At 57.4% G+C, this 26,264-nt stretch carries 29 protein-coding genes, 2 tRNA genes and 1 riboswitch; of the genes, 21 read left to right on the plus strand and 10 right to left on the minus strand.

Annotated features, from left to right (window positions below):
* The first annotated feature begins 143 nt into the window (after nt 1-143).
* The 7 genes from ACEWZM_RS14630 (at nt 144) to ACEWZM_RS14660 (ending at nt 5,275) form a co-directional block, all read left to right on the plus strand.
* Nucleotides 144-737 (plus strand): riboflavin synthase, encoded by a 594-nt coding sequence (locus tag ACEWZM_RS14630; RefSeq protein WP_414007132.1) that lies wholly within the window; start codon nt 144-146, stop codon nt 735-737.
* Between the two features lie 97 nt (nt 738-834).
* On the plus strand, nt 835-1,320 hold the full coding sequence (locus tag ACEWZM_RS14635; protein WP_414007133.1) for a hypothetical protein: 486 nt from the start codon (nt 835-837) through the stop codon (nt 1,318-1,320).
* Between the two features lie 340 nt (nt 1,321-1,660).
* Nucleotides 1,661-2,782, plus strand: a complete 1,122-nt coding sequence (gene ribB / locus ACEWZM_RS14640) for a 3,4-dihydroxy-2-butanone-4-phosphate synthase (protein ID WP_414007134.1) — start codon at nt 1,661-1,663, stop codon at nt 2,780-2,782.
* 1 nt (nt 2,783) lies between these two features.
* Nucleotides 2,784-3,335 carry a 6,7-dimethyl-8-ribityllumazine synthase gene (locus tag ACEWZM_RS14645; RefSeq protein WP_414007135.1) on the plus strand — a complete coding sequence of 184 codons (552 nt, stop codon included), beginning with the start codon at nt 2,784-2,786 and terminating at the stop codon, nt 3,333-3,335.
* A complete protein-coding gene (gene nusB / locus ACEWZM_RS14650; RefSeq protein ID WP_414007136.1) occupies nt 3,332-3,823 on the plus strand; it encodes a transcription antitermination factor NusB in 492 nt (163 codons plus the stop codon). Before ACEWZM_RS14645 ends, nusB begins: the two co-directional genes overlap by 4 nt.
* Before the next feature lie 214 nt (nt 3,824-4,037).
* The gene (locus ACEWZM_RS14655; protein ID WP_414007137.1) at nt 4,038-4,367 is read left to right on the plus strand and encodes a hypothetical protein; all 330 of its coding nucleotides are present in this window, start codon (nt 4,038-4,040) and stop codon (nt 4,365-4,367) included.
* A 443-nt stretch (nt 4,368-4,810) separates the two neighbouring features.
* On the plus strand, nt 4,811-5,275 hold the full coding sequence (locus ACEWZM_RS14660; RefSeq protein WP_414007138.1) for an MmcB family DNA repair protein: 465 nt from the start codon (nt 4,811-4,813) through the stop codon (nt 5,273-5,275).
* Between the two features lie 68 nt (nt 5,276-5,343).
* Here the strand turns inward: ACEWZM_RS14660 and ACEWZM_RS14665 are convergent, their stop codons facing one another.
* Nucleotides 5,344-5,532 carry a DUF6324 family protein gene (locus ACEWZM_RS14665; protein ID WP_414007139.1) on the minus strand — a complete coding sequence of 63 codons (189 nt, stop codon included), beginning with the start codon at nt 5,530-5,532 and terminating at the stop codon, nt 5,344-5,346.
* A 204-nt stretch (nt 5,533-5,736) separates the two neighbouring features.
* Here ACEWZM_RS14665 and ACEWZM_RS14670 point away from each other — a divergent pair.
* Nucleotides 5,737-5,813 (plus strand) — tRNA-His (locus ACEWZM_RS14670).
* Between the two features lie 119 nt (nt 5,814-5,932).
* On the opposite strand, the gene ACEWZM_RS14675 is transcribed toward ACEWZM_RS14670, so the two are convergent.
* The gene (locus ACEWZM_RS14675; RefSeq protein WP_414007140.1) at nt 5,933-6,244 is read right to left on the minus strand and encodes a DUF6476 family protein; all 312 of its coding nucleotides are present in this window, start codon (nt 6,242-6,244) and stop codon (nt 5,933-5,935) included.
* On the opposite strand from ACEWZM_RS14675, the gene ACEWZM_RS14680 reads away from it, so the two are divergent.
* The 3 genes from ACEWZM_RS14680 (at nt 6,243) to ACEWZM_RS14690 (ending at nt 10,603) form a co-directional block, all read left to right on the plus strand.
* Nucleotides 6,243-7,277 carry an RluA family pseudouridine synthase gene (locus tag ACEWZM_RS14680; RefSeq protein ID WP_414007141.1) on the plus strand — a complete coding sequence of 345 codons (1,035 nt, stop codon included), beginning with the start codon at nt 6,243-6,245 and terminating at the stop codon, nt 7,275-7,277. The genes ACEWZM_RS14675 and ACEWZM_RS14680 overlap by 2 nt on opposite strands.
* 222 nt (nt 7,278-7,499) lie before the next feature.
* On the plus strand, nt 7,500-8,396 hold the full coding sequence (rpoH, locus tag ACEWZM_RS14685; RefSeq protein ID WP_414007142.1) for an RNA polymerase sigma factor RpoH: 897 nt from the start codon (nt 7,500-7,502) through the stop codon (nt 8,394-8,396).
* A gap of 260 nt (nt 8,397-8,656) precedes the next feature.
* On the plus strand, nt 8,657-10,603 hold the full coding sequence (locus tag ACEWZM_RS14690) for a methyl-accepting chemotaxis protein (protein ID WP_414007143.1): 1,947 nt from the start codon (nt 8,657-8,659) through the stop codon (nt 10,601-10,603).
* A gap of 134 nt (nt 10,604-10,737) precedes the next feature.
* Here the strand turns inward: ACEWZM_RS14690 and thiD are convergent, their stop codons facing one another.
* From thiD to thiC, 7 genes are read right to left on the minus strand one after another with little or no spacing between them, the layout of a single operon-like run.
* The gene (gene thiD / locus ACEWZM_RS14695; RefSeq protein WP_414007144.1) at nt 10,738-11,502 is read right to left on the minus strand and encodes a bifunctional hydroxymethylpyrimidine kinase/phosphomethylpyrimidine kinase; all 765 of its coding nucleotides are present in this window, start codon (nt 11,500-11,502) and stop codon (nt 10,738-10,740) included.
* Nucleotides 11,499-12,488: a ThiF family adenylyltransferase gene (locus ACEWZM_RS14700; RefSeq protein ID WP_414007145.1), complete on the minus strand. Its 990-nt coding sequence runs from the start codon at nt 12,486-12,488 to the stop codon at nt 11,499-11,501. The genes thiD and ACEWZM_RS14700 overlap by 4 nt, the downstream gene beginning before the upstream one ends.
* Nucleotides 12,467-13,057, minus strand: coding sequence for a thiamine phosphate synthase (locus ACEWZM_RS14705; protein WP_414007146.1), 591 nt, complete (start codon nt 13,055-13,057; stop codon nt 12,467-12,469). Before ACEWZM_RS14705 ends, ACEWZM_RS14700 begins: the two co-directional genes overlap by 22 nt.
* Nucleotides 13,057-13,839, minus strand: a complete 783-nt coding sequence (locus tag ACEWZM_RS14710) for a thiazole synthase (protein WP_414007147.1) — start codon at nt 13,837-13,839, stop codon at nt 13,057-13,059. Before ACEWZM_RS14710 ends, ACEWZM_RS14705 begins: the two co-directional genes overlap by 1 nt.
* A gap of 3 nt (nt 13,840-13,842) precedes the next feature.
* The gene (thiS, locus tag ACEWZM_RS14715; RefSeq protein ID WP_414007148.1) at nt 13,843-14,040 is read right to left on the minus strand and encodes a sulfur carrier protein ThiS; all 198 of its coding nucleotides are present in this window, start codon (nt 14,038-14,040) and stop codon (nt 13,843-13,845) included.
* Nucleotides 14,009-14,983 carry an FAD-dependent oxidoreductase gene (locus tag ACEWZM_RS14720; protein ID WP_414007149.1) on the minus strand — a complete coding sequence of 325 codons (975 nt, stop codon included), beginning with the start codon at nt 14,981-14,983 and terminating at the stop codon, nt 14,009-14,011. The genes thiS and ACEWZM_RS14720 overlap by 32 nt, the downstream gene beginning before the upstream one ends.
* Nucleotides 14,980-16,794 carry a phosphomethylpyrimidine synthase ThiC gene (gene thiC, locus ACEWZM_RS14725; protein WP_414007150.1) on the minus strand — a complete coding sequence of 605 codons (1,815 nt, stop codon included), beginning with the start codon at nt 16,792-16,794 and terminating at the stop codon, nt 14,980-14,982. Before thiC ends, ACEWZM_RS14720 begins: the two co-directional genes overlap by 4 nt.
* A 143-nt stretch (nt 16,795-16,937) precedes the next feature.
* Nucleotides 16,938-17,063: riboswitch (TPP riboswitch) on the minus strand.
* 212 nt (nt 17,064-17,275) lie between these two features.
* Between thiC and bioB the strand changes: the two genes are divergently transcribed.
* The 7 genes from bioB (at nt 17,276) to ACEWZM_RS14760 (ending at nt 23,431) form a co-directional block, all read left to right on the plus strand.
* Nucleotides 17,276-18,253: a biotin synthase BioB gene (bioB, locus tag ACEWZM_RS14730; protein WP_414007151.1), complete on the plus strand. Its 978-nt coding sequence runs from the start codon at nt 17,276-17,278 to the stop codon at nt 18,251-18,253.
* On the plus strand, nt 18,253-19,392 hold the full coding sequence (locus ACEWZM_RS14735) for an 8-amino-7-oxononanoate synthase (protein WP_414007152.1): 1,140 nt from the start codon (nt 18,253-18,255) through the stop codon (nt 19,390-19,392). The genes bioB and ACEWZM_RS14735 overlap by 1 nt, the downstream gene beginning before the upstream one ends.
* Complete coding sequence (gene bioD / locus ACEWZM_RS14740) at nt 19,389-20,060, plus strand: dethiobiotin synthase (RefSeq protein ID WP_414007153.1); 672 nt, start codon at nt 19,389-19,391, stop codon at nt 20,058-20,060. Before ACEWZM_RS14735 ends, bioD begins: the two co-directional genes overlap by 4 nt.
* Complete coding sequence (gene bioA, locus ACEWZM_RS14745; RefSeq protein WP_414007154.1) at nt 20,057-21,355, plus strand: adenosylmethionine--8-amino-7-oxononanoate transaminase; 1,299 nt, start codon at nt 20,057-20,059, stop codon at nt 21,353-21,355. The genes bioD and bioA overlap by 4 nt, the downstream gene beginning before the upstream one ends.
* A 3-nt stretch (nt 21,356-21,358) precedes the next feature.
* Nucleotides 21,359-21,976: a pimeloyl-ACP methyl esterase BioG family protein gene (locus ACEWZM_RS14750; RefSeq protein WP_414007155.1), complete on the plus strand. Its 618-nt coding sequence runs from the start codon at nt 21,359-21,361 to the stop codon at nt 21,974-21,976.
* Nucleotides 21,973-22,761: a methyltransferase gene (locus ACEWZM_RS14755; protein WP_414007156.1), complete on the plus strand. Its 789-nt coding sequence runs from the start codon at nt 21,973-21,975 to the stop codon at nt 22,759-22,761. Before ACEWZM_RS14750 ends, ACEWZM_RS14755 begins: the two co-directional genes overlap by 4 nt.
* Nucleotides 22,762-22,903: 142 nt before the next feature.
* The gene (locus ACEWZM_RS14760) at nt 22,904-23,431 is read left to right on the plus strand and encodes a DUF2478 domain-containing protein (RefSeq protein ID WP_414007157.1); all 528 of its coding nucleotides are present in this window, start codon (nt 22,904-22,906) and stop codon (nt 23,429-23,431) included.
* Between the two features lie 213 nt (nt 23,432-23,644).
* Here the strand turns inward: ACEWZM_RS14760 and ACEWZM_RS14765 are convergent.
* Nucleotides 23,645-23,728, minus strand: a tRNA-Tyr gene (locus ACEWZM_RS14765).
* A 120-nt stretch (nt 23,729-23,848) separates the two neighbouring features.
* On the opposite strand from ACEWZM_RS14765, the gene rlmB reads away from it, so the two are divergent.
* The 3 genes from rlmB to ACEWZM_RS14780 all read left to right on the plus strand — a co-directional run bounded on the left by rlmB (nt 23,849) and on the right by ACEWZM_RS14780 (nt 26,255).
* Entirely contained in the window at nt 23,849-24,625 is a 777-nt protein-coding gene (rlmB, locus tag ACEWZM_RS14770; RefSeq protein WP_414007158.1) for a 23S rRNA (guanosine(2251)-2'-O)-methyltransferase RlmB, read from the plus strand.
* A 207-nt stretch (nt 24,626-24,832) separates the two neighbouring features.
* Nucleotides 24,833-25,369: a YHS domain-containing (seleno)protein gene (locus ACEWZM_RS14775; RefSeq protein ID WP_414007159.1), complete on the plus strand. Its 537-nt coding sequence runs from the start codon at nt 24,833-24,835 to the stop codon at nt 25,367-25,369.
* Between the two features lie 415 nt (nt 25,370-25,784).
* On the plus strand, nt 25,785-26,255 hold the full coding sequence (locus ACEWZM_RS14780; protein WP_414007160.1) for a CoA-binding protein: 471 nt from the start codon (nt 25,785-25,787) through the stop codon (nt 26,253-26,255).
* The last annotated feature ends 9 nt before the right edge of the window (nt 26,256-26,264 follow it).

Genomic DNA, 26,264 nt, shown 5'->3' on the forward strand with positions numbered 1-26,264 from the left:
GGCCGTAGCCGGATGTGTAGGTGTCTTGACGATTGGTCGCGTTAATCCAGCAACAGCAGGGCTTGCCGCGCGGTGAACCAGTGGCTACCAGAGAGGCGCCGGCCGATCGAGACGGCCATAACAGCATTTGCAGGAGTTCGCCCATGTTTACAGGCATCGTCACCGATATCGGCATCATCACCGAGCTGGAGCAGCAAGGCGATCTGCGGGCGCGGATCAAAACCAGTTATGACATCTCATCAATTGATATTGGCGCATCGATTGCCTCCGACGGTGTCTGTCTGACAGTGATTGCCTTGGGTGGCAACTGGTACGACGTGCAGATTTCGGCAGAGACAGTGTCCAAGACCAATATAGGCGGCAACGGCTGGACTGTAGGCAAGCGCGTTAATCTGGAGCGCGCCCTGAAGGTCGGAGATGAGCTGGGCGGTCATATTGTGTCCGGGCATGTCGATGGTGTGGCTGAGGTCGTCGATCTCCGCGACGAGGGCGATAGCACGCGCGTCACACTGCGCGCACCACAGGATCTGGCGCGGTTCATTGCTCCCAAAGGTTCGGTTGCACTAAATGGCACGTCGCTAACTGTGAACGATGTTGATGGCTGCGATTTTGGGATCAATTTCATTCCGCACACCAAAGAAGTTACAACCTGGGGGGATGTGGCCCTTGGCGATTCCATCAATTTAGAGATCGATACCCTGGCACGTTATGTGGCGCGGCTGCAGGAGAGCCTCTGAAATGGCGGTTGCGGGGGTGGGGCACAATGGTGGGCCCAGTATGGAGCCTGGCCGGGCCTGGCGCATACATGCCTGGCGGTCGGCACAGAAGAAGTTGATGCCCAACACCATTCCCAAGCTAGTGCTGCAGATGCGGCTGAAACGGGCCGCAGAACTTGGCATGGACTATAAGACCTATGCCAAGGTTCGACAGACGTCGGGGCAGGACGTTCTGGGCCTGCTGTTTTCCTCCAACGCTTTGCGATTGTTTGGCAGCCCTGACGTCCCAAGGCCGGAAGGGGCCGTGTTGGCGCAGGTCGTCGGAGCGGGACGTTTGGCGCTGGTCCATCGCCCGCTCATGCCTGTGCGGGTTGCAGAGACAAATCCGTTTCTTGATGTTGTCGGGCCCGCGCCGGTCTTTACGGAAGGCTGGGATCAGATACGCATGCGTGTTCAGGCCGTGATCCGCAAGCAGGGATTGCCTGCGGCTTCGGTGTTGGTGATCGGAGATGCCCCCTTGGAACAGGAGTGGAGCGCGGCTGGCCGTGCGGCGGCTTATCTGAGCGCAGCAGAGTATTTTGGAGGATGGAACGACGCCCGGTGAGAACGACCTCCACCAAATAGGCTTTGCCAAAGAATCATCGGAGCATTGCCACCTTTAATTGAGCGGCATCGGAGGTGCTGCCTCTTGTGCTCTGTCATGTGCAGACTTGGTAGGGCTCAACCTCTCCGGGAGGGCTCCGTCTTCTCGTCAGCCCGAAGGCCTGTGCAGTGACGCGCAGGTTGCCTGTAGGTCAAGGCTGGCTTTTTGCCGCAGACGTTCTTGCGTTTGCCGCTTCCAGGGCTGGTATTTGCCCCCCTCGTGGTCTATCTCCGCTGGCAAAGCCTTGGCGCGGGAGGGCCTTTCCGTCCGCGCATCCTATGCCGCGAAAGGTCTGCCGCCCATGAGCTATGAAACGCCCGGTCCCGTCGAAGCCGAACTGCGTGACGCCATCAGCCCTATTGAAGAGATCATCGAAGAGGCCCGTCAGGGGCGGATGTTTATCCTTGTCGATCATGAAGATCGTGAAAACGAAGGCGATCTGGTGATTGCTGCCGAATTTGCCGATGCGGCAGCAATCAACTTTATGGCGACTTACGGGCGCGGCCTGATCTGTCTGCCAATGACTGCGGAGCGGGTCGATGAATTGGGCCTGCCAATGATGGCGGTCAACAACTCATCGCGCCACGAAACAGCTTTCACCGTGTCGATCGAAGCCCGTGAGGGTGTCTCAACCGGGATTTCGGCTGCCGACCGGGCGCTGACGGTGGCAACTGCTATCAATGAAGACAACGACATGACTGCGCTGGCGACACCCGGCCATGTCTTCCCGTTGCGTGCGAAGAAGGGCGGCGTTCTGGTGCGTGCCGGCCATACCGAGGCCGCTGTTGATATTTCGCGATTGGCTGGGCTGAACGCGTCTGGTGTGATTTGCGAGATCATGAACGATGATGGGACCATGTCGCGCTTGCCAGAGCTGGTTAGTTTTGGCCGAGCTCATGGTTTGAAAATCGGCACGATCAGCGATCTCATTGCTTACCGGGCGCGTAACGACAATCTGGTTGTGGAAACCTCACGTGAGATGGTCACCGCAGAGATTGGCGGCAAGTGGGAAATGCGCTTGTTTACCGACCAGACCCACGGGATTGAGCATGTGGTGATGATCAAGGGCGATATCACCACGTCTGAGCCTGTTCTGACCCGTACACATGCGCTGCATGAAGCGACCGATCTGTTGGGGCTTGGGCCTAAGTCTGCGCAGCAGCTGCCTCAGGCGATGGAGCTGATCGCCGCTGAAGGACGTGGTGTCGTCTGTCTGTTCCGACAGCCCCGCAATGCGCTCTATGCTCAGGATGAGGATGGTCCGCGTACCATAAAAGAAACCGGTCTTGGCGCGCAGATCCTCTCCAAAATGGGCCTGCAGGAATTGGTGTTGCTGACAGATTCGCCTTCGACCACCTATGTTGGGTTGGACGCTTACGGGCTGACCATTGTCGGCACCAAACCTCTGCTAAAGGACGCTTGATATGGCTGCACATGAAACTCACTACACGCTGGACCGTCCGAGCTTCGACAAACCGGTCAAGCTGCTGATTGTTGTCGCGCCCTATTATAAGGATATCGCCGATAATCTGGTAGCTGGGGCCCGGGCAGAGATCGAAGCTGCAGGTGGGACATGCGATCTGATCGAGGTACCCGGCGCATTGGAAGTACCAACCGCCATCGCGATTGCTGACCGCAGCTCTAACTTCGATGGATATGTGGCGCTTGGCTGCGTGATCCGCGGTGAGACGACGCATTATGAGACGGTCTGCAATGACAGCAGTCGGGCCATTCAGCTGATGGGGTTGCAGGGGCTTTGCATCGGCAATGGCATCCTGACAGTGGAAAATCGAAAGCAGGCGGAGGTCCGCGCAGACACCAAAGATCAGAACAAGGGTGGTGGCGCAGCCGCTGCGGCCTTGCATCTGATCGCGCTGACGCGTAAATGGGGCGCCCAAACCAAGGGAGTCGGCTTCAAGGCCCCTTCCGAGGCCTATAAACTGGCCGCCTCAGATAATGGACCCACCACCGCATGACCACTTCGGACAGTCAGGGCGCCGCTCGTAAGGGCAGTGACAAACACAAGATGAAATCAGCGTCCCGGCTTTATGCCGTGCAGGCGCTGTTTCAGATGGAACACAGCAATCTGACCTTTGACAAGGTGATCATTGAGTTCGAAGACCACCGGTTTGGTGCCATCTATGATGGGGATGAGATGGCCGAGGGTGACACCAAGAGCTTTCGGAAGCTTGTAGAGGATGCGGTGAGCCATCAGGCGCAGATTGACCAGATGACGGACCGTGCGCTGGTGGCAAAGTGGCCGATCGGGCGGATTGATCCTACGTTGCGCGCCCTGTTCCGGGCCTCCGGGGCCGAGATGATTGTCGGCAAGACGCCACCAAAGGTGGTCATCAACGAGTTTGTTGACATTGCGCGTGCCTTCTTCCCTGAGGGCAAAGAGCCGAAATTCGTAAACGCCGTGCTGGATCACATGGCACGCGAGGCGAAGCCTGAAGCGTTTTGATTTGCTGAATGTCTAGGACCAGCCGCGGTCGAGGTCAGTGTCTGACTGCGCATCCCGTTGATACAAAAGCGTGCCATATCGGCGCGCTTTTTTGCTTTGGTCTGGCGTCTATCTGGTCGGGAGAGGCATAGGTCAAATCCTGCCGATCCCCTGTTTGTCGCTGGACGGGGATGCAGGGAGTGCTAGCCTTTATATCAACACAGGAGGGCAATTTATGCCGAAGCGGGTAATACTCTATATCCAGAGCGCGGTGATCGGTTCTGGCATAGCCGCAGTTTTTGTCGGGATGCTGTTGTGGTTTAATGTGATGAACCTGTGGCATCTCGTTAGCACATCGGACAGCGGCCTGTTTGCTGTTGGGCTTCTGTGGTTCATGTTTGGCATCGTTTTTGCAGGTTCGCAGTTTGGTCATGCGTCAATGTCATTGACTGGCAACGATACTGCGCCGCGTCGTGGGATGTGGATCACGCCCATTATAAAACCTGAAATGGTTCCAGTGCGGGTCCCAGCTAAGACATCCACCAGGAAACAAATACGTCGCTGATCCGGTTAGATTGGTTCTGACACCAAAGCCAATGCTGTGCCTTTCGGGGGGCGGCATTTTGTTTTGTAGAGCCTGAACTGGAGGCTCGAATGTGGTGGAATGCGGCGGGACCACCAGTCAACCGTGCGGTTTTGATTCCCGAGGACCTGTATGTACAGGTGGGGGCCAGATAAAAAGACCAGGGTCCTAACAGAGCCAGCTCCCTCGGAATTGCTTAAGGCCACTGGAATGCTACCTGTCACAAGAAGGGCAGAACCCGCCTTTGTCCTAACTAGGGGGCACGCAGGTCAGAGACAAGGGGGCGGGAGCAGTCTTTTCGCAATGGCCCGGTTCTGCAGGTATCTTGTCTGCGAAAACTGAAAGGTCTGCGAAAACTGAAAGGGCCAAGCGGGTAGAACGGGCTAGGACTTGCTATATGTTCATGAATTGTTCACATTGAGCGAATGATTCATGACCTCGCCCCCGGCCAACGCCTTGCGCGCGGCGTAGCCCGCCATATGGCAGCGCTTGGCTTCGTTACAGTTGAGGAGTTTACACCGACCCGTGGCTTGCGAGTCGATGTTATGGCTCTCGGCCCGAAAGGCGAATTATGGGTTGTGGAATGTAAGTCCAGCCGCGCTGATTTTCAGTCCGACAACAAATGGGAAGGCTACCTGGAGTGGTGCGATCGCTATTTCTGGGCGGTGGATCTGGCGTTTCCGAATGAGTTACTACCTGATGACAGCGGATTGATCATCGCAGATGACTATGATGCCGAGATTGTGCGCATGGCGCCGGAGCAAAAACTACCGGGTGCGCGCCGCAAAAAGCTGATCCAGAAATTTGCTATGGATGCCGCCAGCCGACTACATCGACTGCGCGACCCGCAGCCGGGATCAGATGGGGCCTGGGGGCATAACGCCCCGTAGACCCGAATAACCTAGATGTCGGTATCGCACACCTTATGGCGTGCGGGCCAGACGACGGCTTTGTGTGCTTATGTGTTTAGGCTGCGCGCGGCTTGAGCCGCGGCCATGATCTCTTCTGCGATCTCGTTGGCCTCATCAGGATCAAAATCCATCGGGATTTCGACCCCATCTGCTTCGATGAAGATGCGGACCATGCCAGCGTCGGTGGGGCCGATCTGCATATTGGCTTCGATGTCGCGCTCAGTGTTGATGCTCATAATGCACTCCCGTCGTGGTGCTTCCGTTGACTGGTTCTGCTAGCCTGCTACTACTCTAAAGGCAAGCGCCCGCCGCCTCCAGATGGCGCGTCGGGGGCAGGGAGAGGGCTGCGAGGCTGGCGATAAATCTCTTCACATTGCGGGTAAAAAACTTGCGGCTTTCCTCTTGCGCTCTCAACGCCCCTGTATTAAATCGCCCTTAGTGCCGCCTTAGCTCAGTAGGTTAGAGCGCCTGATTGTGGATCAGGAGGTCCCCCGTTCGAGCCGGGGAGGTGGTACCACTTTTCACATGAATAGAGATTGAACGATGGCTTGCGCTGAGCCGCTGATTTTCTATTTTGTGGTAGATTTTCAGATAGATGACGACATACCGGTTTATTTAGGTAAGGCATGAAACCTGTCACTTCAGGGGCTGAATCGTCAACCTCTGTTCGATCGCACCGCTTAGATTGTTAAGGATCAAAATCTCGTCGTCATCCGTCACGACAGCGATCCAGCCCTCGCCAAAGGTCACAGCGCGCGCGCTGACCCCGTCAGGCAGGGAGACCGCATCAGGTAGGTTTGGGCCGGACGAAGACAAACGGATGACAAGCAGGGTCAGAACCACTAAGAACCCGCAAATCATGATCACGGTCAATGTGGTCACCATCCGTCGCAGAAACACCAGCTGTGGCGGTTCACTATTATGTTCTGTTTCAGAAGGATGTGTCATGGCCCGCCGCCGGATCGAGTTTGTCATTGCGGAAAACCCGCCTAAACGGCTTGATAAAGCGGTTTCGCGCGATGTGCCAGAGGAAGCCACGCTGTCGCGCACCCGGTTGGCACGTCTGATTGAAGCAGGACAGCTGCAGGTGAACGGTGTCGCGGTTACTGATGCCAAGGCAAAGGTAGACGAAGGCGCGTTGATCGAGATTACGATTGAGGAGGCTGAGGACAGCCATATCGGGCCAGAAGACATCCCGCTTGAGGTGATTTTTGAGGATGACGATCTGATCGTCATCAACAAGCCCACCGGTATGGTGGTGCATCCCGCTCCCGGAACCCCATCGGGCACTTTGGTCAATGCGCTGCTGCATCATTGCGGTGACAATCTGTCTGGTGTCGGTGGGATCAAACGCCCCGGAATTGTGCATCGTATCGACAAGGAAACCAGTGGTCTATTGGTGGTGGCAAAATCAGACGTTGCACATCAGGGCTTGGCTGCGCAGTTTGAAAAACACACTGTTGAACGCTATTACCGGGCCATTTGCTACGGTGTGCCGGATGCCAATGACCCGCGTTTGCGCGGGGTGAAGGGGACCAGCTTTGAAACCGGAAATATCCTGAAACTGACGACGCAATTGGCGCGTCATAAAACCGATCGCCAGCGCCAGGCGGTTCTGTTTCAGGGGGGGCGTCATGCCATCACCCGTGCCCGCATCGTCGAGAGTTATGGAACACCACCCGTTGTTGCGTTGATCGAATGCTGGTTGGAAACCGGTCGCACCCATCAGATCCGTGTGCATATGGCGCATGCCGGCCATGGATTGGTTGGAGACCCGGTTTACGGTGGCAAGCGCAAGCTGGGGGCCAAATCGTTGCCGGTTGAAACCGCCGCCGCAATCCAGTCTTTCCCGCGGCAGGCGCTGCATGCGGCTGTTCTGGGGTTTATTCATCCGGTAACGGGTGACGCCATGCGATTTGAGGCTCCGTTGCCAGTTGATATGGCTCATTTGCTGGCAGCGCTTAGCGATCCTGCGGCGTAGCTTCGCAGGATTCCACCTAACATATTGAATTACTAAGACCGTTCAGGATGCACGCTGCCTCTCAGGAATGTGTTTCTTTGCTGCAGTTAGCTGTGAACTTCGTCACAGACCGTTTTCTTTACGATTCCTAAAAGAGATAAACTTAACAGCTCTTGAACCGAGTTGTGCGGTTACCCATATGACAAGATGTTAAGTCCTTATACATTGGGAGGGACACAGAGAATGGCGAATTATGCAAACCTGCCCGCACCGACACCCGAAGGCGGGCTGAACCGGTATCTTCAGGAAATCCGTAAGTTCCCGCTGCTGGAACCGGAGCAGGAATATATGCTGGCAAAGCGTTGGGTCGAAGAGCAAGACAGCGCCTCGGCCCATAAGATGGTCACATCTCATCTGCGTCTCGCGGCGAAAATCGCCATGGGGTATCGCGGCTACGGTCTGCCGCAGGCCGAGGTTATCTCGGAAGCCAACGTTGGTCTGATGCAGGCGGTCAAACGCTTTGATCCCGAAAAAGGCTTCCGCCTCGCGACCTATGCCATGTGGTGGATCCGCGCCTCGATCCAGGAATATATCCTTCGCTCATGGTCGCTGGTGAAACTGGGTACGACTTCGGCGCAGAAAAAACTGTTCTTTAACCTCCGCAAAGCCAAGGCCCGCATTGGCGCTTTGGAAGAAGGGGATCTGCATCCAGATAGCGTCAAGAAGATCGCAACTGACCTCGGCGTGACCGAAACCGAAGTGATATCTATGAACCGGCGCATGTCCGGTGGTGATGCGTCGCTGAATGCAACAGTCGGCAGCGAGGGCGAAGGCTCTATGCAGTGGCAGGACTGGCTGGAGGATGAGGACGCTGATCAAGCAAGCGACTATGAAGCTCGTGATGAGCTTGAGGCGCGCCGCGAACTGCTCGCCAATGCCCTTGCGGTGCTGAATGACCGTGAAAAGGACATTTTGACCCAGCGCCGATTGGCAGATCAAGCCAAGACGCTGGAGGATCTGAGCACGCAATACGGTGTCAGCCGCGAACGTATCAGGCAGATCGAAGTGCGCGCGTTCGAGAAGCTGCAGAAAAAGATGCGCGAACTGGCCTCCGAAAAGGGAATGTTGGTTAGCAACTAACTCTGCATAAACATCGCTGATTTCTTTGGTAAAACGGCCCCTCCGGGGGCCGTTTTTCGTTTGCCCGGATGTGCGTTCGGATTCGCGTGCCGGTCCCGGATGCGCTGTAGAGGCATAGCGTTTTCAAAGCCCTAAGAAAGTCGGTTGGAACGCCACGAAAGCAGGCTGTTAAAACGGTAACTGGAGGGGCTTACGTAACTGTTTGTTAGGCGCGCGGACATATTGTCTGGAGGCATATTCCACAAAGGACAAAGTAAACGATGCCGTCCATATTTTACCGTCTTCCCATCCGAATTTATGCTGTGGTGGCGATGGCGCTCGCGCTCTCCGTACTCTTAACTGTCTTGCTGCTATCGCGGGCGGTTGACAATGCCTATGCCATGCGCGACCGCGAGTTAAATAACATCATCGATACTTCCATCAGCCTGCTAGCTGATCTGGAATCCCAAGTAAAATCCGGCCAACTGACAGCCGAAGAGGCACGTGCCGAAGGCCGCGAAGTGATTGAGAAAATCCGCTTCGAAACCTCCGGGTATCTCTTTGCTTTCGATCAGAATCTGGTTGTTACAGCGCATCCGATAGTGCCGGATTGGGTTGGCACCGACCGATCAGGTTTTGAAGACGTCAAAGGCATCAAGGTTTTCCAAGAACTGGGAAAAGTAGCAGCCACGCAAGGCGCCGGATCAGTTCGCTATTGGTTCCAGAAACCGGGTCAGACCACGCCTGAGCAGAAAATCGGCTATGTACAAGCGTTTGAGCCTTGGGGTTGGGTTATCGGGACTGGGTCTTATGTCTCTGATATTCAGGCTGATCTTGCCAAGATGCGGATGGAATCGATGATTACGTTGGGGGTGAGCCTGGTACTCTTGATGATTGCCTCTACGGTTCTTCTGCGTAGCGTTACGGGCCCTATCAATGGCTTGATGTCCCGGATGTCCTCAATGGCGGATGGCGATACAGCTACTGATGTGCCTTACACACGCGCCCGCAGTGAGATCGGCGAAATGGCCCGCACGCTGGAGGCCTTCCGTGGGAAGCTACAACAGCAAGAAGCACTTAAGGAACAGCAGGAAACGCGCGATTCTGAACGTGCAGATGTCGTGTCCATTATCTCGGGCAGGCTGGCTGCGCTGTCCAAGGGTGACCTCACGGTACGTATCAATGAGAAACTGCCAGAAGACTATGCCCAGCTGCAACGAGACTTCAATCAGACGGCACAAACCCTGGGGGCCACTGTGACGCAGGTTATCGACACAGCGGAAAGCATCCGCAGTGGAGCGGGAGAGATCAGCCAAGCGTCGGATGATCTGTCGAACCGCACCGAGAGCCAGGCCGCCACGTTGGAAGAAACCGCGGCTGCTTTGGATGAGATGACCGCGAGCGTTAAATCTGCAGCTGAAGGCGCGCGCAGTGTCGAAAGCATCATGCAAGAGGCCAAGGAAGAGGCCGAAACCAGCGGCACGGTGGTTCAAAGCGCCGTTTCTGCGATGACCGAGATCGAGCAATCCTCGACCCATATCTCCCAGATTATCGGTGTGATTGATGACATCGCCTTCCAGACCAACCTTCTGGCGCTGAACGCCGGAGTCGAGGCCGCACGCGCTGGCGAAGCCGGTAAAGGCTTTGCCGTGGTTGCCAGCGAAGTCCGTGCCCTCGCGCAGCGCTCGTCAGATGCCGCGATGGAGATCAAAACCCTGATCGGCGACAGCACCAAACAGGTGGAGCGCGGGGTGGATCTTGTTGGCAAGACCGGCGACGCGCTGCAAAGCATCGTCGAACGGGTTGGTCATATCTCAAAATTGGTGTCTGGTATCGCCACGGGTGCCGGAGAACAGTCAACCGGCCTGCATGAGATCAACACCGGTGTGACCCAATTGGATCAGGTGACCCAGCAGAATGCTGCGATGGTCGAGGAAGCCACTGCAGCTGGTCACATGCTCAATGCAGATGCCAGCAAACTCGGCGAGCTCGTTGCCCACTTTCGCGTCGCCGCAGGTGGTGCGCAATCCACGGCACCTGCCCGCAAAGCACCACCGGCACCAGCTGCGGCACCGCGCCCGGCTGCCAACAGCGAACCCGCACCAGCGGCCCCAAGCGCACATGGCGATGATTGGGATATCGACGCTGTCACGCCAAAACCTGCCCCTGCCACAGCAAGCGCCGCCACAAACGGCAGCGCTGCAAAGGACATCTGGCAGGACTTCTAATCCCGCCGACCCAACTAGGGCCGGTCAAATCACTCAATATCTGCCGCGCCGCACCATGCTGGGGCGGCAGATTGCTTTGGACTTGGACGTTTGAGCGTCATTCCCTACGCCCCTAAGCGAAGACTTCGCCTTGGTCAGGCCACGGCTTCTTTCAACCAGTTATGCACAAAATCACCCGCACGGATGCAGGCTGTTTCTAATGTTTCGCCGCCCATTAGCTGAACTGCGATGGCGGTTGCCAGACTGCAGCCGGTTCCGCGCTTGCTCTGCGGCAGCCGAGGTCGTTCGAAGGCAACATGGCCGCGCCCCTGAAAGAGATGGTCTACTGACATCGCGCCCGTGCCATGCCCGCCCTTGATCAAAACGGCACCAACACCGGTATCCTGCAGTTGACGTGCGTATGTGACCAGCTCGGGTTGGCCGTCGTCAGAGCGAACAGGGCATAGTTTGGACGCTTCTGGGATGTTGGGGGTGATAAGATCCACCCGCACAAGCAATGGAGCAAGGTCGAGGGGTGACATCAACTGGCCGCCTGAACTGCTACGTAGGACCGGATCCAGCACCACAGGACAAGTGTTTGGCAGCAGCGTTTCAAGTGCTCGTGCAATTGCCAGGGTTGCGGCGGCACTGCCGACCATGCCAATTTTTACCGCTCCGATCGGGCCAGTATCTACTGCGGCCTGTATTTGGTCTCTGATCGCTTCAACCGGAATTGGGTGTATCTGCTGCAGGGCCTGATCCGTCTGCACCGTCACCGCTGTCACAACAGGCCGCAGGTTAAGCGTCTGTCCCGATAGCACTGGCCAAGTGTTTGCCATTTCCGTAGCAGCAGCCACGTCGCGTGTCAGCCCGGCACCGCCGCTGCTATCAGTGCCTGCAATGATCAACAGCGCGCTCATCCGCCGCGTTCCACTGCCAGGATAGCAAGATCTCCGGCAAATCGGGGTGCGATCTCTGCTGCCATGCGCCATGCTCTCAATCCGCTTTGGCAGGCAAAAATCACGCGGCGATCGATCGGCAGGTCTTCGACATTCAACGCTTCTGCCAAGATACGAATGGCCGTTTCAGTCGCAGGTTTGGGTGCCTCGCTTTCAGGTCTAAAATCCACCACATAGTCATCTGGCGTCAGCGCCTGCGTGCCAACAAAAGGCAAGGTTTGAAGGGGCTCAGATGCAGTGCTGAAATCGAACCCACCCATCTGGAGTGTGGCGAAGTCAAAACTGAACAGACGTCCGAGTGGCGATGGCTGGTGATCAAGCAGCAGTTTAAGCGCAAGCTGCGCCTGAAAAGCGCCAATCATCCCAACAACCGGTCCCATGATCCCGCTGCTGGCGCATGTTACACCATTGCCTGGTGGATCAGGAAACACTGCGCGCAAGGAGGGGCCACCGCCGCAAAACGCGCCGACATATCCGGATTGGCCCAAGGCTGAGGCGCTTATCAGTGGACGTTCCAGGCGGCGACAGCAATCAGAGAGTGTGTAGGACGCCGCGTAGCTGTCTGCCGCATCAATCACCACATCGGCGGGCGCAACAGCGGCCGCCACATTGTCCGGTGTAAGATCCCGCGCATGGGGATGCAGGCGGAGCTCTGGCGCGGTACGAACCAGTTGTCGACGCGCCGCCTCGACTTTGTAGCGCCCGCAATCGGCGGGGGCGTATAGTGGTTGGCGGGCCAGATTGCTCAGCTCGACCGTGTCGCCATCCATGAGGGTGATCTCCCCGATGCCCGCTCCGACGAGATATTGCAGCACCGGACACCCAAGCCCGCCAGCGCCGACCACCAACACATGGGCGTCGGCCAGTTTCTGCTGACCGATCTGACCAATCTCCGGCAGGCTGATCTGACGATCAAAACGCGACATCAGGCGCAGGCCTCCAGCCATTCACGGGTCCGGGCCTCTGGGTCCGCAGCGAGTTGAATATCAGAGACCACCGCCGCGCTGTCTGCGCCAGCTGCGAAGACACCGGGGAGGCGGTCGGTTGTCAGGCCACCGATGGCCACCAACGGTGTCGCGCCGACTATATTTTTCCAGCGTGACAGGCGATCCAACCCCTGCGGAGCCCATTTCATTTTCTTCAGGACGGTTGGATAGACCGGTCCCAAAGCCACATAGTCCGGACCATGTGATAACGCCCGATCGAGTTCATCTTCATCATGTGTGGACAGGCCGAGGCGCACGCCGCAACGGCGCAGCGCTGCTATGTCGGCTCTATCCATGTCTTCCTGACCAAGGTGGACAAAGCCGCAGTTGAGATCGAGCGCGGCTTGCCAGTGATCATTAACCACCAGTTGGCAGCGGTGCACGGCGCAAACATCGCGCGCGCGTGCTATCTGGCGTCGAATTTCTGCCTCAGGCAGATCTTTTAGGCGCAGCTGTATCAGTTTCACGCCTTGTGGAACCAACAGCTCCAATGCGCTGACATGGCTGACAATCAGGTAAAAACGTTCCATCAGGACGGCTCCAATGCGGTAAGATGAGCAAGGCCAAGCGTCGGGGTTGAGGGCACTGCCATGTCGCGCGGTTCCATTGGGTCGGCGGCATGACCAAGCTGTCCGGCGATCACCGCCTGTGCCATGGCGTCGGCCATCACTACGGGATCGCCAGCCTTTGCCACTGCGGTGTTCAACAACACTGCGTCCATGCCCAGTTCCATCGCCTGCGTCGCATCGGAGGGGCGACCGATGCCGGCATCGACAATCAACGGAGTGTCTGGAAAATGGGCGCGCATGGCCCGCAGCCCATCTTTGTTGCGCAGCCCTTGGCCGGATCCTATCGGCGCGCCCCAAGGCATCAGGACTTCGCAACCGGCTTCTAGCAATCTCTCACCCACGATCAGGTCTTCGGTGGTGTACGGAAAGATCTGAAACCCATCGTCTGAAAGCAGGCGGGCGGCCTCGACCAAGGCGAAAACATCGGGCTGCAAGGTGTCACCATGGCCGATGACCTCAAGCTTGATCCAGTTGGTTTCAAACAGATCGCGTGCCATTTGTGCCGTTGTTACTGCGTCATGGACGCTGTGGCACCCGGCGGTGTTGGGCAGGATGCGGCAGCCGCTGGCGCGCAATAACCTCCAAAACGCATCCCCGCTGCCCTGGGCGGTTTCGCGGCGCAGGGAAACCGTCAGAACCTCGCAGCCGCTAGCACTGATGGCCTCCTGCAGTATAGCGGGCGAGGGGTATTGCGCGGTGCCAAGCAGCAGCCGGTTGGTGATTTCAATCCCGTATAGCTGCATCGATCAGCCTCCCTGCATCGGGGTGAGGATCTCAAGTCGATCCCCGTCAGTTAGCCGTGTCTGGCTGCGCGCTGTACGGGCGATAAACTGGCCATTTACTGCGGTTGCAATCGCGGAACTGGTATAGCCAAGTTGCAGCAGTGCCTTGTCCAGTGTCTGGGCCGACAATTCATGCGGTTTGGCGTTGACTGTGATGTTCATGCGGTGTCTCCGATAACAGATGCTGCGCGGCCTGCGAGGCCAGCGCCGGTGCCAACAAGAAGCCGTGCCGAAATAGGCCGTTGAGAAAAAGCGTGCTGGTTTTCTGAACCAGGCGGGGCAGATTGTCGGTAAATGCGGGGCGAAGGCCTGCGCCTGTTTCAACTACGCTGGCCTCTGCAAACGCTGGGTGCAGGGCAAAGGCAGCGCTCAGCAGTTCGGTAAGCGATCTTAGGGTGACCTGACGGTCAGCGCTGCTCTCGATCATGGTGCCGCCAATCATGAAAACCCCATCCCCACGGGGCACGAGATATAATGGCATGCGCGGATGTAGCAGGCGCATAGTCCGGCTGATCTCTACCTCTGGGCAATGCAGAATAGCCATTTCACCGCGCACAGGTCGCAGATCAGGAAGGCGATCCGCCGCCGCCATACCGCGACAATCCAGATCGACCTGTTGCGGAGCCCTCTCGCCAAGACGAATGTCAGCGCCACATGCGCTCACGGCATCGGCCAGATCACAGATCGCCTTTCGTGGATCGAGATGTGCCTCGTCTGCAAAGAATAACCCGGTGCTGAAACGCCCGGCAAGATCAGGCTCCAGAGCCGCGATTTCATCTCCGCTCACGGTGCGATGGCCATAGGTGCGGCGCGCAAAGCGTGTCAGCTCTGCGCGGTCGCGCGGTGGGGCGACCACTAGCGTGCCGCGACTGTGCACCGGAGTGACATTGGCCCACCAGTCAGCGGCGCAGCGCCCAAGGGTGATCACGTCTTCCTCGGCGCTTTCGCGTTCACACCATGGTGCCAGCATTCCCCCTGCATAGCGTGAGGCGCTGGTCACGCCGATTGCTGCACTTTGTTCATATACCGTGACCTCGGCCCCGCGCTGCGCCAGCTCGTAGGCGCAGGCGAGGCCAGCAAGACCTGCGCCTGCGATGGTGATCATTCTGCCGGTTCCACCTTCTCGGGTGCAGGCACATACAGCTCACCGCCCTCGCGGAACTTGGCAGCCATCGCCTCCATGCCTTCTTTCTGGGCCTCGGCGCGGATGTCGTGGCTGATCCGCATGGAGCAGAACTTAGGCCCGCACATGGAGCAAAAATGCGCGACCTTATGGGCTTCTTTCGGCAAGGTCTGATCGTGGAATTCGCGGGCTGTATCGGGGTCCAGAGACAGGTTGAACTGATCCTCCCAGCGGAATTCAAAACGCGCACGGCTTAGCGCATCATCGCGACGTTGCGCACCGGGTAAGCCTTTTGCCAAATCTGCCGCATGTGCGGCGATCTTGTAGGTGATCACGCCGACCTTAACGTCGTCGCGGTCTGGTAAGCCAAGGTGTTCCTTTGGTGTCACGTAGCACAGCATGGCGCAGCCAAACCAACCGATCATCGCCGCCCCAATGCCCGAGGTGATGTGGTCGTAACCGGGCGCGATATCTGTGGTCAGAGGGCCGAGAGTATAAAATGGCGCCTCATGGCAGCACTCCAGCTGCTTATCCATGTTTTCCTTGATCTTATGCATGGCGACATGGCCCGGCCCCTCGATCATGACCTGGCAATCCTTGGCCCAGGCGATCTTGGTCAGTTCACCCAGCGTTTCGAGCTCGGCAAACTGTGCCTCGTCATTGGCATCCGCGATGGAACCGGGGCGCAAGCCGTCCCCCAGCGAGAAGCTGACATCGTACTGGCGGCAGATATCGCAGATTTCTTCAAAATGCTCGTAGAGGAAGCTCTCTTTGTGATGATGCAGGCACCATTTGGCCATAATGGAGCCGCCACGCGAGACAATCCCGGTTACGCGTTCAACGGTCATTGGCACCATGTGCAGCCGCACACCCGCGTGGATGGTGAAGTAGTCCACGCCTTGTTCGGCTTGCTCGATCAGCGTGTCTCGGAACACTTCCCAGGTCAGGTCCTCGGCGATGCCGTTGACCTTTTCCAGCGCTTGATACAGCGGCACGGTGCCAATCGGCACCGGACTGTTGCGGATGATCCATTCGCGGGTGTTGTGGATGTTTCGGCCCGTGGATAGATCCATCACGGTATCGGCGCCCCAGCGGATCGACCAAACCAGCTTATCGACCTCTTCCTCCATCGATGACGTTACGGCAGAGGTCCCCATATTGGCGTTGATCTTCACCAGGAAGTTGCGGCCGATGATCATCGGCTCGATTTCGGGGTGATTGATGTTTGCCGGAATAATAGCGCGGCCGGCGGCGATCTCACTGCGCACAAATTCAGGCGTCACGTAGTCGGGGATATTTGCGCCAAAATCATGACCGTCGCGTTTGTCATGGCAGGGCGACAGTTCGCGCAGTTGGTTTTCGCGGATGGCTACAAATTCCATTTCAGCCGTGATTATGCCAGCTCGTGCATAGGCGAGTTGGGTTGGTGCACTGCCATCCTTGCCACGCTTGGGGGCGGGCTTCACCGGGAACTCAGGTGTCAGCCGGTCGCCTGCTACGAACCCATTGTCTTCGGGTTTTACATCGCGACCGTTGTAGCTTTCAACATCACCGCGGGCTTCGATCCATCGCTTGCGCAGTTGCGGTAACCCTTGGCGGATGTCGGTTAGGATATCCGGGTCCGTGTAGGGACCAGAGCTGTCATAGACCGGTAGCGGCGGTTCTCCGGCGGTGGGGTGAGTTGAGATTTCCCGCATCGGTACGCGAATATCGGCATGAACTTCGCCATTTATGTAAATCTTGCGTGATGCAGGCAATGCGCCCGTGGTAATCTTGGGGTTGGGGACGTTCATCTGGTGTTCCTCCGGGTCGACGGGTCAAAAACACCAGTTGAGCCGGGTCGGAGGAAAACAGGCAGTATGCATTGGCCTTAGTGGGGCGAATGCACCGGTGCTGCCGGTTCGAAACAGGGCGTAAGTCTCATCCAATAGAAGATGATGCGCCTGCTCTAGCTTCCTACGCCAGTATCAACTGGGTCAGGTTCTAAGGGTCGCATCACCGGCACGATACTGTGCCATTTCAGCCTCTCAGTCCCCTTGGCGGGACTCCCCTGCGTGGCTTTAGTGGTAGGGGAGGTAAGGCTGAAACGTCAACCTGTAATTTCAAACCCTACGCGATTAGTTTTTTAATCTTTTAGTAACAGTGTATTAGGTTGGATTGCTTCCCGATTTTGACCGCTTGGCGAAAACACTTGCAAGTGCACCGGGTTAATATCTATTAATTTGCCAACTTCAGGTGCCGAACCTGTATTTTTATCTATAAAATGGAGTTCCCATGCTGGATGCCACGCCGATCCGTACTGACTGGACCCGAAGCGAAGCGGAAGCCCTCTACAAGCAACCACTGATGGATCTCCTGTTTCAGGCCCAGACCATTCACCGTGAGAACTTCGATCCCAATCAAGTGCAGAAATCCAAACTGCTCAGCATCAAGACCGGTGGCTGCGCCGAAGACTGCGCCTATTGCTCCCAATCGGCGCGCAATGGGGCGCAGCTTTCGGCGTCTAAGCTGATCGAGGTGCAGCGGGTCATTGCTGAAGCGAAGAAAGCCAAGGAAGGCGGCGCGACGCGCTATTGCATGGGGGCTGCTTGGCGCTCGCCCAAGGATCGCGATATGGCCGCACTCGAAGCGATGGTGCAGGGGGTCAAGGATCTTGGAATGGAAACCTGCATGACGCTTGGCATGTTGGAGGACGATCAAGTGTTCCGTCTGCGCGATGCCGGACTGGACTACTACAACCACAACATCGACACCTCCGAGCGGTACTATTCTGAGATAATAACGACCCGCACCTTTGCCGACCGGATCGAGACGCTGAACCGCGTGCGCGAGGCAGGGATCAAAGTTTGTGCCGGCGGTATCGTCGGTATGGGTGAACAGAAGATGGACCGTATCGATATGCTTCTGGCACTCGCCACTTTGGAGGAACATCCCGATTCAGTGCCCGTCAATATGTTGATCCCGATCGCGGATACGCCGCTGGCGGATGTAAAGCCGCTGGATCCGATTGAATTTGTCCGCACCGTGGCGCTGGCCCGAATTCTGATGCCAAAATCCCATGTGCGCTTGTCAGCAGGTCGGACCAACATGTCGGATGAAATGCAGGCGATGTGCATATTTGCGGGTGCCAATTCAATCTTCGTAGGGGATACGCTGCTGACGGCAGACAACCCTGAAGAGGACAAGGATCAGCAGCTGTTTGATCGTCTCGGAATTACCGCAATGGCGGTAGGATGTGACGGCAGTCGCTGATGACAGCCGTATTCCCGAGGCATGAGGCATCGCTGGACGCGCTGCGCAGCCGGGGGCGCTACCGGCAGCTACGGCCGCGGGGTGGGCATGACTTTGCCTCAAACGACTACCTTGGGTTGGCGGGCAGCGATGTTCTGCGTGCCGCCGCTGCGGATGCACTGGCACGCGGGGTGCCAGTTGGCGCAGGTGGCTCGCGTCTGCTGCGCGGCAATGACGCCGAGCATCAGGTCTTGGAAGCCGAGGCGGCGGACTTCTTCGGAACAGAATCTGCGCTGTTCATGGGGGGTGGTTTCAACGCCAATCAGGCGATTTTCTCGACCCTTCCTCAGAAGGGGGACCTAGTCCTTTATGATGCGCTGATCCATGCCAGCACCCATGATGGGATGCGGCTCGGCAGGGCGGAAACCCGTAGCTTTGCCCATAGTGATACAGCCGATGCATTACGCGAGCTGAACGTATGGCGTAGCGAGGGCGGTGCTGGCCAGATCTGGATCTCGGTTGAAGCGGTCTACTCCATGGACGGTGATCTGGCCCCGTTGGATAGTCTGATGGAACTCGCGGATGCACAAGGGGCGGTTCTGGTGGTGGATGAAGCGCATTCAACAGGCGTATTCGGCGACAGTGGTCGCGGATTGGCAGGTGAGATTGCGCATCGTCCGAATGTTCTGTCCTTGCATACATGCGGCAAGGCGCTTGGCACTTCAGGAGCACTGATCTGCGGCCAAAAGGTGCTGATCGAAACGCTGATCAATAAGGCGCGTGGATTTATCTATGCGACCGCACCTTCGCCTTTGAACGCGGCTTTGGTGCGGGCGGCTCTGCAGGAGTTGCAGCAGAACCCAGCGAGGCGTGAAAAGGCGCGCGAAGGTGTCGAACATGCACAATCTGAAGCCAGACGCCTCTGCGGGCTGGAGGGGTTCCATAGTCAGATTCTGCCGGTGGTGATCGGTGATGACAAACACACCATGGCTCTTGAGGCGCGGATGCAGGACTACGGGTATGACATTCGCGGGATCCGTCCTCCGACCGTGCCCCGTGGCACCTCGCGGCTGCGGTTGTCGATCACGTTGAACACCGGCCCGGTGATCATCACAGCGATGTTCGAAGATCTCGCCCGGGAAATGGAGAGTGCGTCATGACTGCGCTGATTATCACGGGAACTGACACTGGCATTGGGAAAACCATCTTTTCGGCTGGTTTGGTTCAGGCACTGGGGGCGACTTATTGGAAGCCGGTGCAGTCCGGAATGGAAGAGGAAACCGACAGCCAGATCGTGTCGCGTTTGTCGGGCCGCCCCGCGTTGCCGGAGAGGTACCTGCTGCAACTGCCCGCATCACCCCATCTATCGGCGGAAGCGGAAGGTGTGGAGATAGACCCGGATGCGTTGCAGTTGCCCGAGGTTGAGGGTGTTCTTATCGCGGAAGGGGCGGGTGGCCTTATGGTCCCTCTCAATCGTCAGGTTCTGTACCTGGACCTCTTTGCCCACTGGGGTGCGCCAGTGATCCTGTGCGCACGCACGCAACTGGGTACGATCAACCACACGCTTTTGTCGCTGAATGCGCTGCGTGGTGCGGGCTGTCTCGTTGTGGGCGTCGCCTTCGTCGGAGATCCAGAGCCTGAGGTGGAGGAGACAATCTGCCAGTTTGGCAAGATCGCTCATCTGGGGCGGCTCCCTATCATCGAAGAATTGAACACGGGGCCAGGTTCCATCGGCGAAGCAGGGTCCGCACCACTGTCGCAGGCCTTTGCCAACCACATTAAGCTGGACCTCATAACGCAGGCCCTTGGTCAGGAAGTTTTGGCATGAGCGCAGCAGATCTCACCCAGCTCGAATTCGACCAGCAACATCTCTGGCATCCCTACACCAATGTCGCCAAACCGGGCCCGACATTCGTGGTGAAAGAAAGCGAAGGCGTGCATATCACGCTGGATGACGGCACAAGGCTGATTGATGCGATGTCATCCTGGTGGTGTATGATGCACGGCCACAAGAACCCGGCGATTACATCGGCAATTCACGCGCAGCTCGACAGGCTCCCGCATGTGATGTTCGGCGGGTTGACCCACGATCCCGCAATCGATCTTGGCCGCAAGCTGCTGGACACTACGCCTGACAGCCTGACCCGCATCTTTTATTGCGACAGCGGATCGGTGTCAGTCGAAGTCGCGATGAAAATGGCGGTGCAGTACCAGCACGCCATTGGCCAGCCGGGCCGCAAGGCGTTTGCCACCATCCGTTCCGGCTATCACGGCGATACCTGGAAGGCGATGAGTGTCTGTGACCCAGATACTGGTATGCACCATTTGTTTCAGGGGGCGCTCAGTGTTCAGCATTTTGTCTCGCGCCCGCCGATCCGTATCGGCGAAGACTGGATAGACGATCCGGCACAGAACGGACTGGCGGAACTTAGGGGAGCACTGGAGGCAAATGCGGGTGAAATCGCCGGCTTCATACTGGAACCTGTCGTGCAGGGCACCGGAGGTATGTATTTCTACCACCCGGAGTATCTGAACCACGCGCGTGCCATCTGTGATGAACTTGGTATCCTGCTGATCTTTGATGAGATTGCCACCGGTTTCGGCCGCACAGGCGCACTGTTTGCGACCGACCTCTGCGCAATTGAGCCGGACATCATCTGTCTTGGTAAAGGGTTGACGGGCGGTCATATCTCTTTTGCCTGCACCATCACCAATGACCGGGTTGCGACAGGCGTTGGCAACGGCAATCCCGGCATTTTCATGCATGGGCCAACCTACATGGCCAACCCGCTGGCCTGCGCCGCGGCCAAAGCTTCGCTGGATCTGCTCACTGCTCAGGACTGGCGTAGCAAAGTGTCTGCCATTGATGAGCAAATGCAGGCAGAGCTAGCACCGGCGCGCGATTTGCCCAATGTCGCAGATGTACGGGTGTTGGGTGCGATTGGCGTTATTGAGATGACACATACGGTCTCTGCAGACGAAGCGCACGCCCGGGCACATCAGATGGGGGTGTTCCTGCGCCCCTTTGGCAAGAACATCTATACCATGCCGCCATTCATTACGTCGCCGGATCAGCTGAGCCAAATCACCGCAGGCATGCTGCGGTTGGCACGGGAGCTTTGAGCGGTGGACATTCGATGGCTGAAACGAAACAACGCCGCTGACGTCATTGTCGTCTTTGGCGGCTGGGCCATTGGCCCGGAGGTGTTTCCGCATCTTGATGGCCTGCAGGACGTCGTGTTTGTCAACGATTACACAGAAATCGATGCAGAGTTACCTGATCTCTCCGGATACAGGGAGGTTTCGCTGCTTGCGTGGTCTTTTGGCGTGGCGTCCTATGGTCATTGGCAGGCCGGTCGCGACGACCCTTTCCATCGTAAAGTAGCTGTCAACGGAACGTTGACACCTGTTGATGATGCCCTTGGGATTCCTGTTCAGGTCATGGAGAAAACCGCCGAAACCCTTAGTAGCGCGAGCTTTTCTCAGTTTTTGCGTCGGGCCTTTAATGCACGACAAGCGCCAATAGACATCGACGTCACAGCACGGCGGGCGGAATTGCAGGCTGTCGCTATGCGCGGCGCGGGGCCTGATACGGATTTTGATCTTGTCTGGATTTCTGCACAGGATCGGATCTTCCCTGCCGAAAATCAACGCCGCGCCTGGGCGGGGCAGACTGTACGCGAGCGAGAGGCCCCTCACGCACCTTTTGCCACTTTCAGCACTTGGCAAGAGGTGTTGACATGAAGGACCTCGCACCATGCCCAACCGGAAGTCGGCGTGTGGCGAACAGCTTTCGCCGTGGGTTGGACAGCTATCATAGGCAGGCGACGGCACAGGCCATCGTTGCGATGGATCTTGCTGATCTGTTGCAAAAATCTGTGGGCGATCGCCGGTTCGAGCATGTTTTTGAATTTGGCGCGGGCACTGGACACCTGACAGAGGCTCTGCTGCAGCGGTTTGAAATTGATCAGCTTACGCTCAATGATCTTGTGGGGGAGGCCGAACCCGCATTGCATAAGCTTGTTGGTGGCCATGGGCGCACGGCAACTTTCACCTCAGGGATGGTGGAAAGCTGCGCCTTGCCTCACGATGTCGACCTGATCGCGGCCTCGTCGGTGGTACAATGGGTGCGTGATATGCCGATGCTTATGCAGGGCTGCGCGACGGCCTTGCAGCCCGGTGGCTGGCTTGCGTTGTCGGGCTATGGCCGCAGCCATTTTCGCGAGTTGACTGCCTTGGGGTCGGGTGCTGCAGCGCCAAATTACATGGACTGTGGGGATTGGGCCGATGTGCTGCCAGAAGAGTTACATCTGGTGGAGCTGGTACAGGCTGCCATCACACTCCATTTCGAGACACCGCGGGATGTATTGCGGCATCTTCGCGCGACAGGGGTGAACAGTATGGCGCAGGGTGGCTGGACGAGAGCACGGCTCGCGGAATTTGAAGAGGCCTATTGCCAGCGCTTTTCATCACCGCAGGGTGTGACGCTCACCTATGATCCGGTGTTGATGCTGGCAGAGCGGCGCTGAAGCGCGCTTAACGGGCGGGCTGGATGCACCACAACGCTGGCTGAAACGCAGTCAGCAGACCGCGTCAATTCCCCCTCTGGCTCCTCCCGGGCTTTGCCGTTAGCCTGCAGCGAAATCGAAACGCCACAGCACGAGGCAGCCCATGCATCTCACCTACGTCATGACCCAAGAACGCGGCGCGACCGACAAACTGCTGACTGCATTGGCCGATCGGTTGCAAGCGGACGGGCTGCGTTTGGCTGGCATCGTTCAGACCAATACCGAGTGCTACGACAATGCACTGTGCGACATGGATGTGCGGGTTCTGCCCGAAGGTGAGACGATCCGTATCTCGCAATCCCTCGGTCCGGAGTCTCGAGGCTGCCGCCTGAATCCGGAAGCGCTTGAGCGCGCTGTAGGCCAAGTTACTGCAGCGCTCGGGCAGGACCCCGCGCCGCAGGTTCTATTGGTCAATAAATTCGGCAAACACGAAGCAGACGGGCGCGGAATGCGGCCTGTCATAGGCGAAGCACTGGCCCGTGGTGCCGTGGTGGTCTCCGGCGTCAATCGAATGAATGTCGAGGCCTTCCAGACCTTCTCGGAAGGGCTGGCACAGGAGGCTAAACCTGATCTCGATATGCTGGCAGATTGGGTGCATTCAGCCGTGAAAAAGGCGCAGAACGAAGTCTAGATCCGCGATGGAAAAAATGGACCGGTACGAGACTCGTGCCGGTTCGCACATCGGATCTTCTGCGGGTTTTTTGGGGTTGCAGCACTGAGCAGCTGTAGGAGTATGCGCCAGAGCGTACCCGGGGGTGGGGAAAATATCTCTGATTTATCAGGGCATTATAATCGCCATTCGCGATCGTCACCATCTGCCTGATTTGTCTTGAAAAGAGGAGGATGGTGGGCGACCCTGGAATCGAACCAGGCGTGCGTCTCCGCGAGGGAGTTACAGTCCCCTGCCACACCTTGCGGCCTGTCGCCCACTATCAGTTGCATGTTGCACCTGATGTGGAGGCGTGATTACAAGCAGGCCAAAGGGGCGTCAACAAGAAAATCACCAGATTTTCGCGCGGGTCCTGATTTCTTTCTGCTGGAGAGTGAAATGACCAAGAAACCCAAATGGGTCGTCGAAAAAGAACAAGCAAAACGGGCGGCTTCAGCTGAAACGGTATGGCTGTTTGGCTTGCATGCTGTGCGCGACGCGCTGCTTAATCCCAATCGCGAAAAACTGCGTCTAATGGTCACCCAAAATGCCGAGACCAAACTGGCTGATGCTATCGCGCAAGCGGGAATCGAGGCGGAGGTGATTGATCCGCGTAAATTCAACCCGCCCATCGACAAGCAGTCGGTCCATCAGGGCGCTGCGATGGAGGTCAAGCCGCTCAACTGGGGTGGACTGGCTGAGAATTGCATCGGTGCTGAGCGCCCACGTGTCTTGCTGCTCGACCGGGTGACGGATCCGCATAATGTCGGGGCTATCTTACGCTCGGCCGAGGTTCTGGGTGCAAGTGCTGTGATCGGTACGCGGCATAATTCCGCGCCAGAAACCGGTGCTTTGGCAAAAACCGCAAGTGGTGCGCTGGAACGCCAGCCCTATCTGCGGATGCGCAACCTCTCTGACACCATTGTTGAATTGCAGCGGATGGGCTTCCTTGTTCTAGGGCTGGACGGCGAGGCGGAAGAGACGATTGAAACCGTGCTAGACGGTCGCAAGGGCGATCCCGTTGCCCTGGTACTAGGGGCAGAGGGGCCGGGCCTGCGGCAGAAAACCAAGGAAACCGTTGATCACCTTGTAAAGATTGATGCGGCCGGTGGATTTGGCTCACTCAATGTGTCCAATGCGGCGGCAATTGCACTCTATGCCTCCATCGCTCGCTAAACAGCGCGGTCTGTTCTAGAATAGCCGTTGGCAAGAATGATTGTGGATATGCCTATGCCTCGCTTTGGTCTCAAGATCGGGATGTCGTGGGTCACAGGCATATCACAAATGCGTATCCGCTCTTTGCAGTAGTGCGCGTGCGGGGCAAACTGGGGCAACGCTCATTTGCTCCTAGAGGATCCTTTGTCTGTGAACTGCCACGTTGCTATGACCCGCAAAGCACCTGATACCAGTCTTTGGTCCCGCGCCGTGGTTGGTATGGGGGTAGTATGTGCGGCTGCAAGGGCCGTGGTTGCAGCGTTTGGAGCGAGTGGTGCGATCGCGCTCTACGCCGGTACCTTCGTCCCGCAAGCGCTACTGGCTGATCCGGCTCTTGTGTCGGTGTCTCGTGGTATGGCAGTTGGCGGTCATGATGTTGTGGCGTTTTTTGATACCGGCGCTGCGGTGCTGGGCCGAGAGAACAATGCAATTCAGTGGCGTGGTGCAATTTGGCGCTTTGCGTCAGCGCAAAATCAGGAACAGTTTGAAGCCAACCCCCGGGCCTATGCTCCCCGGTTCGGTGGCTATTGTGCCTATGCGTTGTCGCAAGGGTATCTGGCTCCCGGAAATCCGACGCTTTGGGTGATATCGGACGGGCGGCTTTATCTCTTGAACAATCCCGGAGCCCTGGCCGCTTGGGAAGCTGAGCAGCAGGCCTTGATTTCCGTGGCGGAAGGGCACTGGCCGACAGTGTTGCGGAAATGATTTGGAAAGCCGAGGTCCTAGTTGGTCGAGACTGCAAAGGTAAATGGCTCGCGCCCGCCTGTGTCTACGTAACTGGCCGCATGTAGTTGGCCGCGCACGAAAATGTCACGAATTTGAGAGGTTCCCTTTCAAAACGCGGAGATGGCCCCATATTATTAACAGACTGCGAACTGGAACCCTCGCAGATCTTTTTCACTGTCCCTCGTTCCATACCTTGCGCCCAGGTTCTGTCCTGGGCGCTTTTTTATGTTGCCTCTCGAAACCTGCCAGGTTGGATAGGGCTATATGGTTTGTACAGAGCCATACCGTGCAATTTACCTTGCGCCTTGCAGATCAGCCGATACGCTCAAGCCGACCCGCTGGTTGCGTTGTGATCAGGGCAGGGCGATGAAACGCAGACGCAAGCGGAGGATTGATGCCCGACTATTCCGACCAGCATCTGAAAGATGTGCTGACACGCAACAAGACCATCGCGGTGGTTGGTGTTTCAATCAACTCGGTGCGTCCCAGCTATTATGTCGCCCGCTATCTGGGGCTTAAGGGCTATCGCGTGCTGCCGGTCAACCCAGGTCACGCCGGAAAGACGCTGTTTGGCCAGACAATCCACGCCAGCCTCAGCGATATTCAGGAACCTGTTCATATGGTGGATATTTTCCGCCGCTCCGAGGCTGTTCCGGCAATAGTAGAGGAAGCCCTGAGGGTGTGTGACGGGCTGCAAACGATTTGGATGCAGATCGGCGTGGAACATGTGGAGGCTGCCGCACGTGCGGAAAATGCGGGCATTACCGTGATCCAGAACCGCTGTCCCAAGATTGAATACCAGCGCCTCTTTGGTGAGCTTCGGATGGGCGGTTTTGCAACCGGTATCATATCTTCGAAGCTGTAAACGGATACG

The organism is Phaeobacter cretensis (assembly GCF_047372505.1).
GTDB lineage: Bacteria > Pseudomonadota > Alphaproteobacteria > Rhodobacterales > Rhodobacteraceae > Phaeobacter > Phaeobacter cretensis.

Excerpts from the sequence above, each read along its gene's own strand:
- thiC (WP_414007150.1), bottom strand. The coding sequence starts at position 16,794 with ATGAACGTCCCCAACCCCAAGATTACCACGGGCGCATTGCCTGCATCA.
- ACEWZM_RS14780 (WP_414007160.1), top strand. The coding sequence starts at position 25,785 with ATGCCCGACTATTCCGACCAGCATCTGAAAGATGTGCTGACACGCAAC.
- rpoH (WP_414007142.1), top strand. The coding sequence starts at position 7,500 with ATGGCGAATTATGCAAACCTGCCCGCACCGACACCCGAAGGCGGGCTG.
- ACEWZM_RS14735 (WP_414007152.1), top strand. The coding sequence starts at position 18,253 with ATGACAGCCGTATTCCCGAGGCATGAGGCATCGCTGGACGCGCTGCGC.
- ACEWZM_RS14675 (WP_414007140.1), bottom strand. The coding sequence starts at position 6,244 with ATGACACATCCTTCTGAAACAGAACATAATAGTGAACCGCCACAGCTG.
- ACEWZM_RS14720 (WP_414007149.1), bottom strand. The coding sequence starts at position 14,983 with ATGATCACCATCGCAGGCGCAGGTCTTGCTGGCCTCGCCTGCGCCTAC.
- ACEWZM_RS14775 (WP_414007159.1), top strand. The coding sequence starts at position 24,833 with ATGACCCGCAAAGCACCTGATACCAGTCTTTGGTCCCGCGCCGTGGTT.
- ACEWZM_RS14635 (WP_414007133.1), top strand. The coding sequence starts at position 835 with ATGCCCAACACCATTCCCAAGCTAGTGCTGCAGATGCGGCTGAAACGG.
- ACEWZM_RS14700 (WP_414007145.1), bottom strand. The coding sequence starts at position 12,488 with ATGGCTGGAGGCCTGCGCCTGATGTCGCGTTTTGATCGTCAGATCAGC.
- ribB (WP_414007134.1), top strand. The coding sequence starts at position 1,661 with ATGAGCTATGAAACGCCCGGTCCCGTCGAAGCCGAACTGCGTGACGCC.
- ACEWZM_RS14665 (WP_414007139.1), bottom strand. The coding sequence starts at position 5,532 with ATGAGCATCAACACTGAGCGCGACATCGAAGCCAATATGCAGATCGGC.
- bioA (WP_414007154.1), top strand. The coding sequence starts at position 20,057 with ATGAGCGCAGCAGATCTCACCCAGCTCGAATTCGACCAGCAACATCTC.
- ACEWZM_RS14755 (WP_414007156.1), top strand. The coding sequence starts at position 21,973 with ATGAAGGACCTCGCACCATGCCCAACCGGAAGTCGGCGTGTGGCGAAC.
- bioB (WP_414007151.1), top strand. The coding sequence starts at position 17,276 with ATGCTGGATGCCACGCCGATCCGTACTGACTGGACCCGAAGCGAAGCG.
- ACEWZM_RS14655 (WP_414007137.1), top strand. The coding sequence starts at position 4,038 with ATGCCGAAGCGGGTAATACTCTATATCCAGAGCGCGGTGATCGGTTCT.
- ACEWZM_RS14680 (WP_414007141.1), top strand. The coding sequence starts at position 6,243 with ATGGCCCGCCGCCGGATCGAGTTTGTCATTGCGGAAAACCCGCCTAAA.
- bioD (WP_414007153.1), top strand. The coding sequence starts at position 19,389 with ATGACTGCGCTGATTATCACGGGAACTGACACTGGCATTGGGAAAACC.
- thiS (WP_414007148.1), bottom strand. The coding sequence starts at position 14,040 with ATGAACATCACAGTCAACGCCAAACCGCATGAATTGTCGGCCCAGACA.
- rlmB (WP_414007158.1), top strand. The coding sequence starts at position 23,849 with ATGACCAAGAAACCCAAATGGGTCGTCGAAAAAGAACAAGCAAAACGG.
- ACEWZM_RS14630 (WP_414007132.1), top strand. The coding sequence starts at position 144 with ATGTTTACAGGCATCGTCACCGATATCGGCATCATCACCGAGCTGGAG.
- thiD (WP_414007144.1), bottom strand. The coding sequence starts at position 11,502 with ATGAGCGCGCTGTTGATCATTGCAGGCACTGATAGCAGCGGCGGTGCC.
- ACEWZM_RS14660 (WP_414007138.1), top strand. The coding sequence starts at position 4,811 with ATGATTCATGACCTCGCCCCCGGCCAACGCCTTGCGCGCGGCGTAGCC.
- ACEWZM_RS14760 (WP_414007157.1), top strand. The coding sequence starts at position 22,904 with ATGCATCTCACCTACGTCATGACCCAAGAACGCGGCGCGACCGACAAA.
- ACEWZM_RS14645 (WP_414007135.1), top strand. The coding sequence starts at position 2,784 with ATGGCTGCACATGAAACTCACTACACGCTGGACCGTCCGAGCTTCGAC.
- ACEWZM_RS14710 (WP_414007147.1), bottom strand. The coding sequence starts at position 13,839 with ATGCAGCTATACGGGATTGAAATCACCAACCGGCTGCTGCTTGGCACC.
- nusB (WP_414007136.1), top strand. The coding sequence starts at position 3,332 with ATGACCACTTCGGACAGTCAGGGCGCCGCTCGTAAGGGCAGTGACAAA.
- ACEWZM_RS14690 (WP_414007143.1), top strand. The coding sequence starts at position 8,657 with ATGCCGTCCATATTTTACCGTCTTCCCATCCGAATTTATGCTGTGGTG.
- ACEWZM_RS14705 (WP_414007146.1), bottom strand. The coding sequence starts at position 13,057 with ATGGAACGTTTTTACCTGATTGTCAGCCATGTCAGCGCATTGGAGCTG.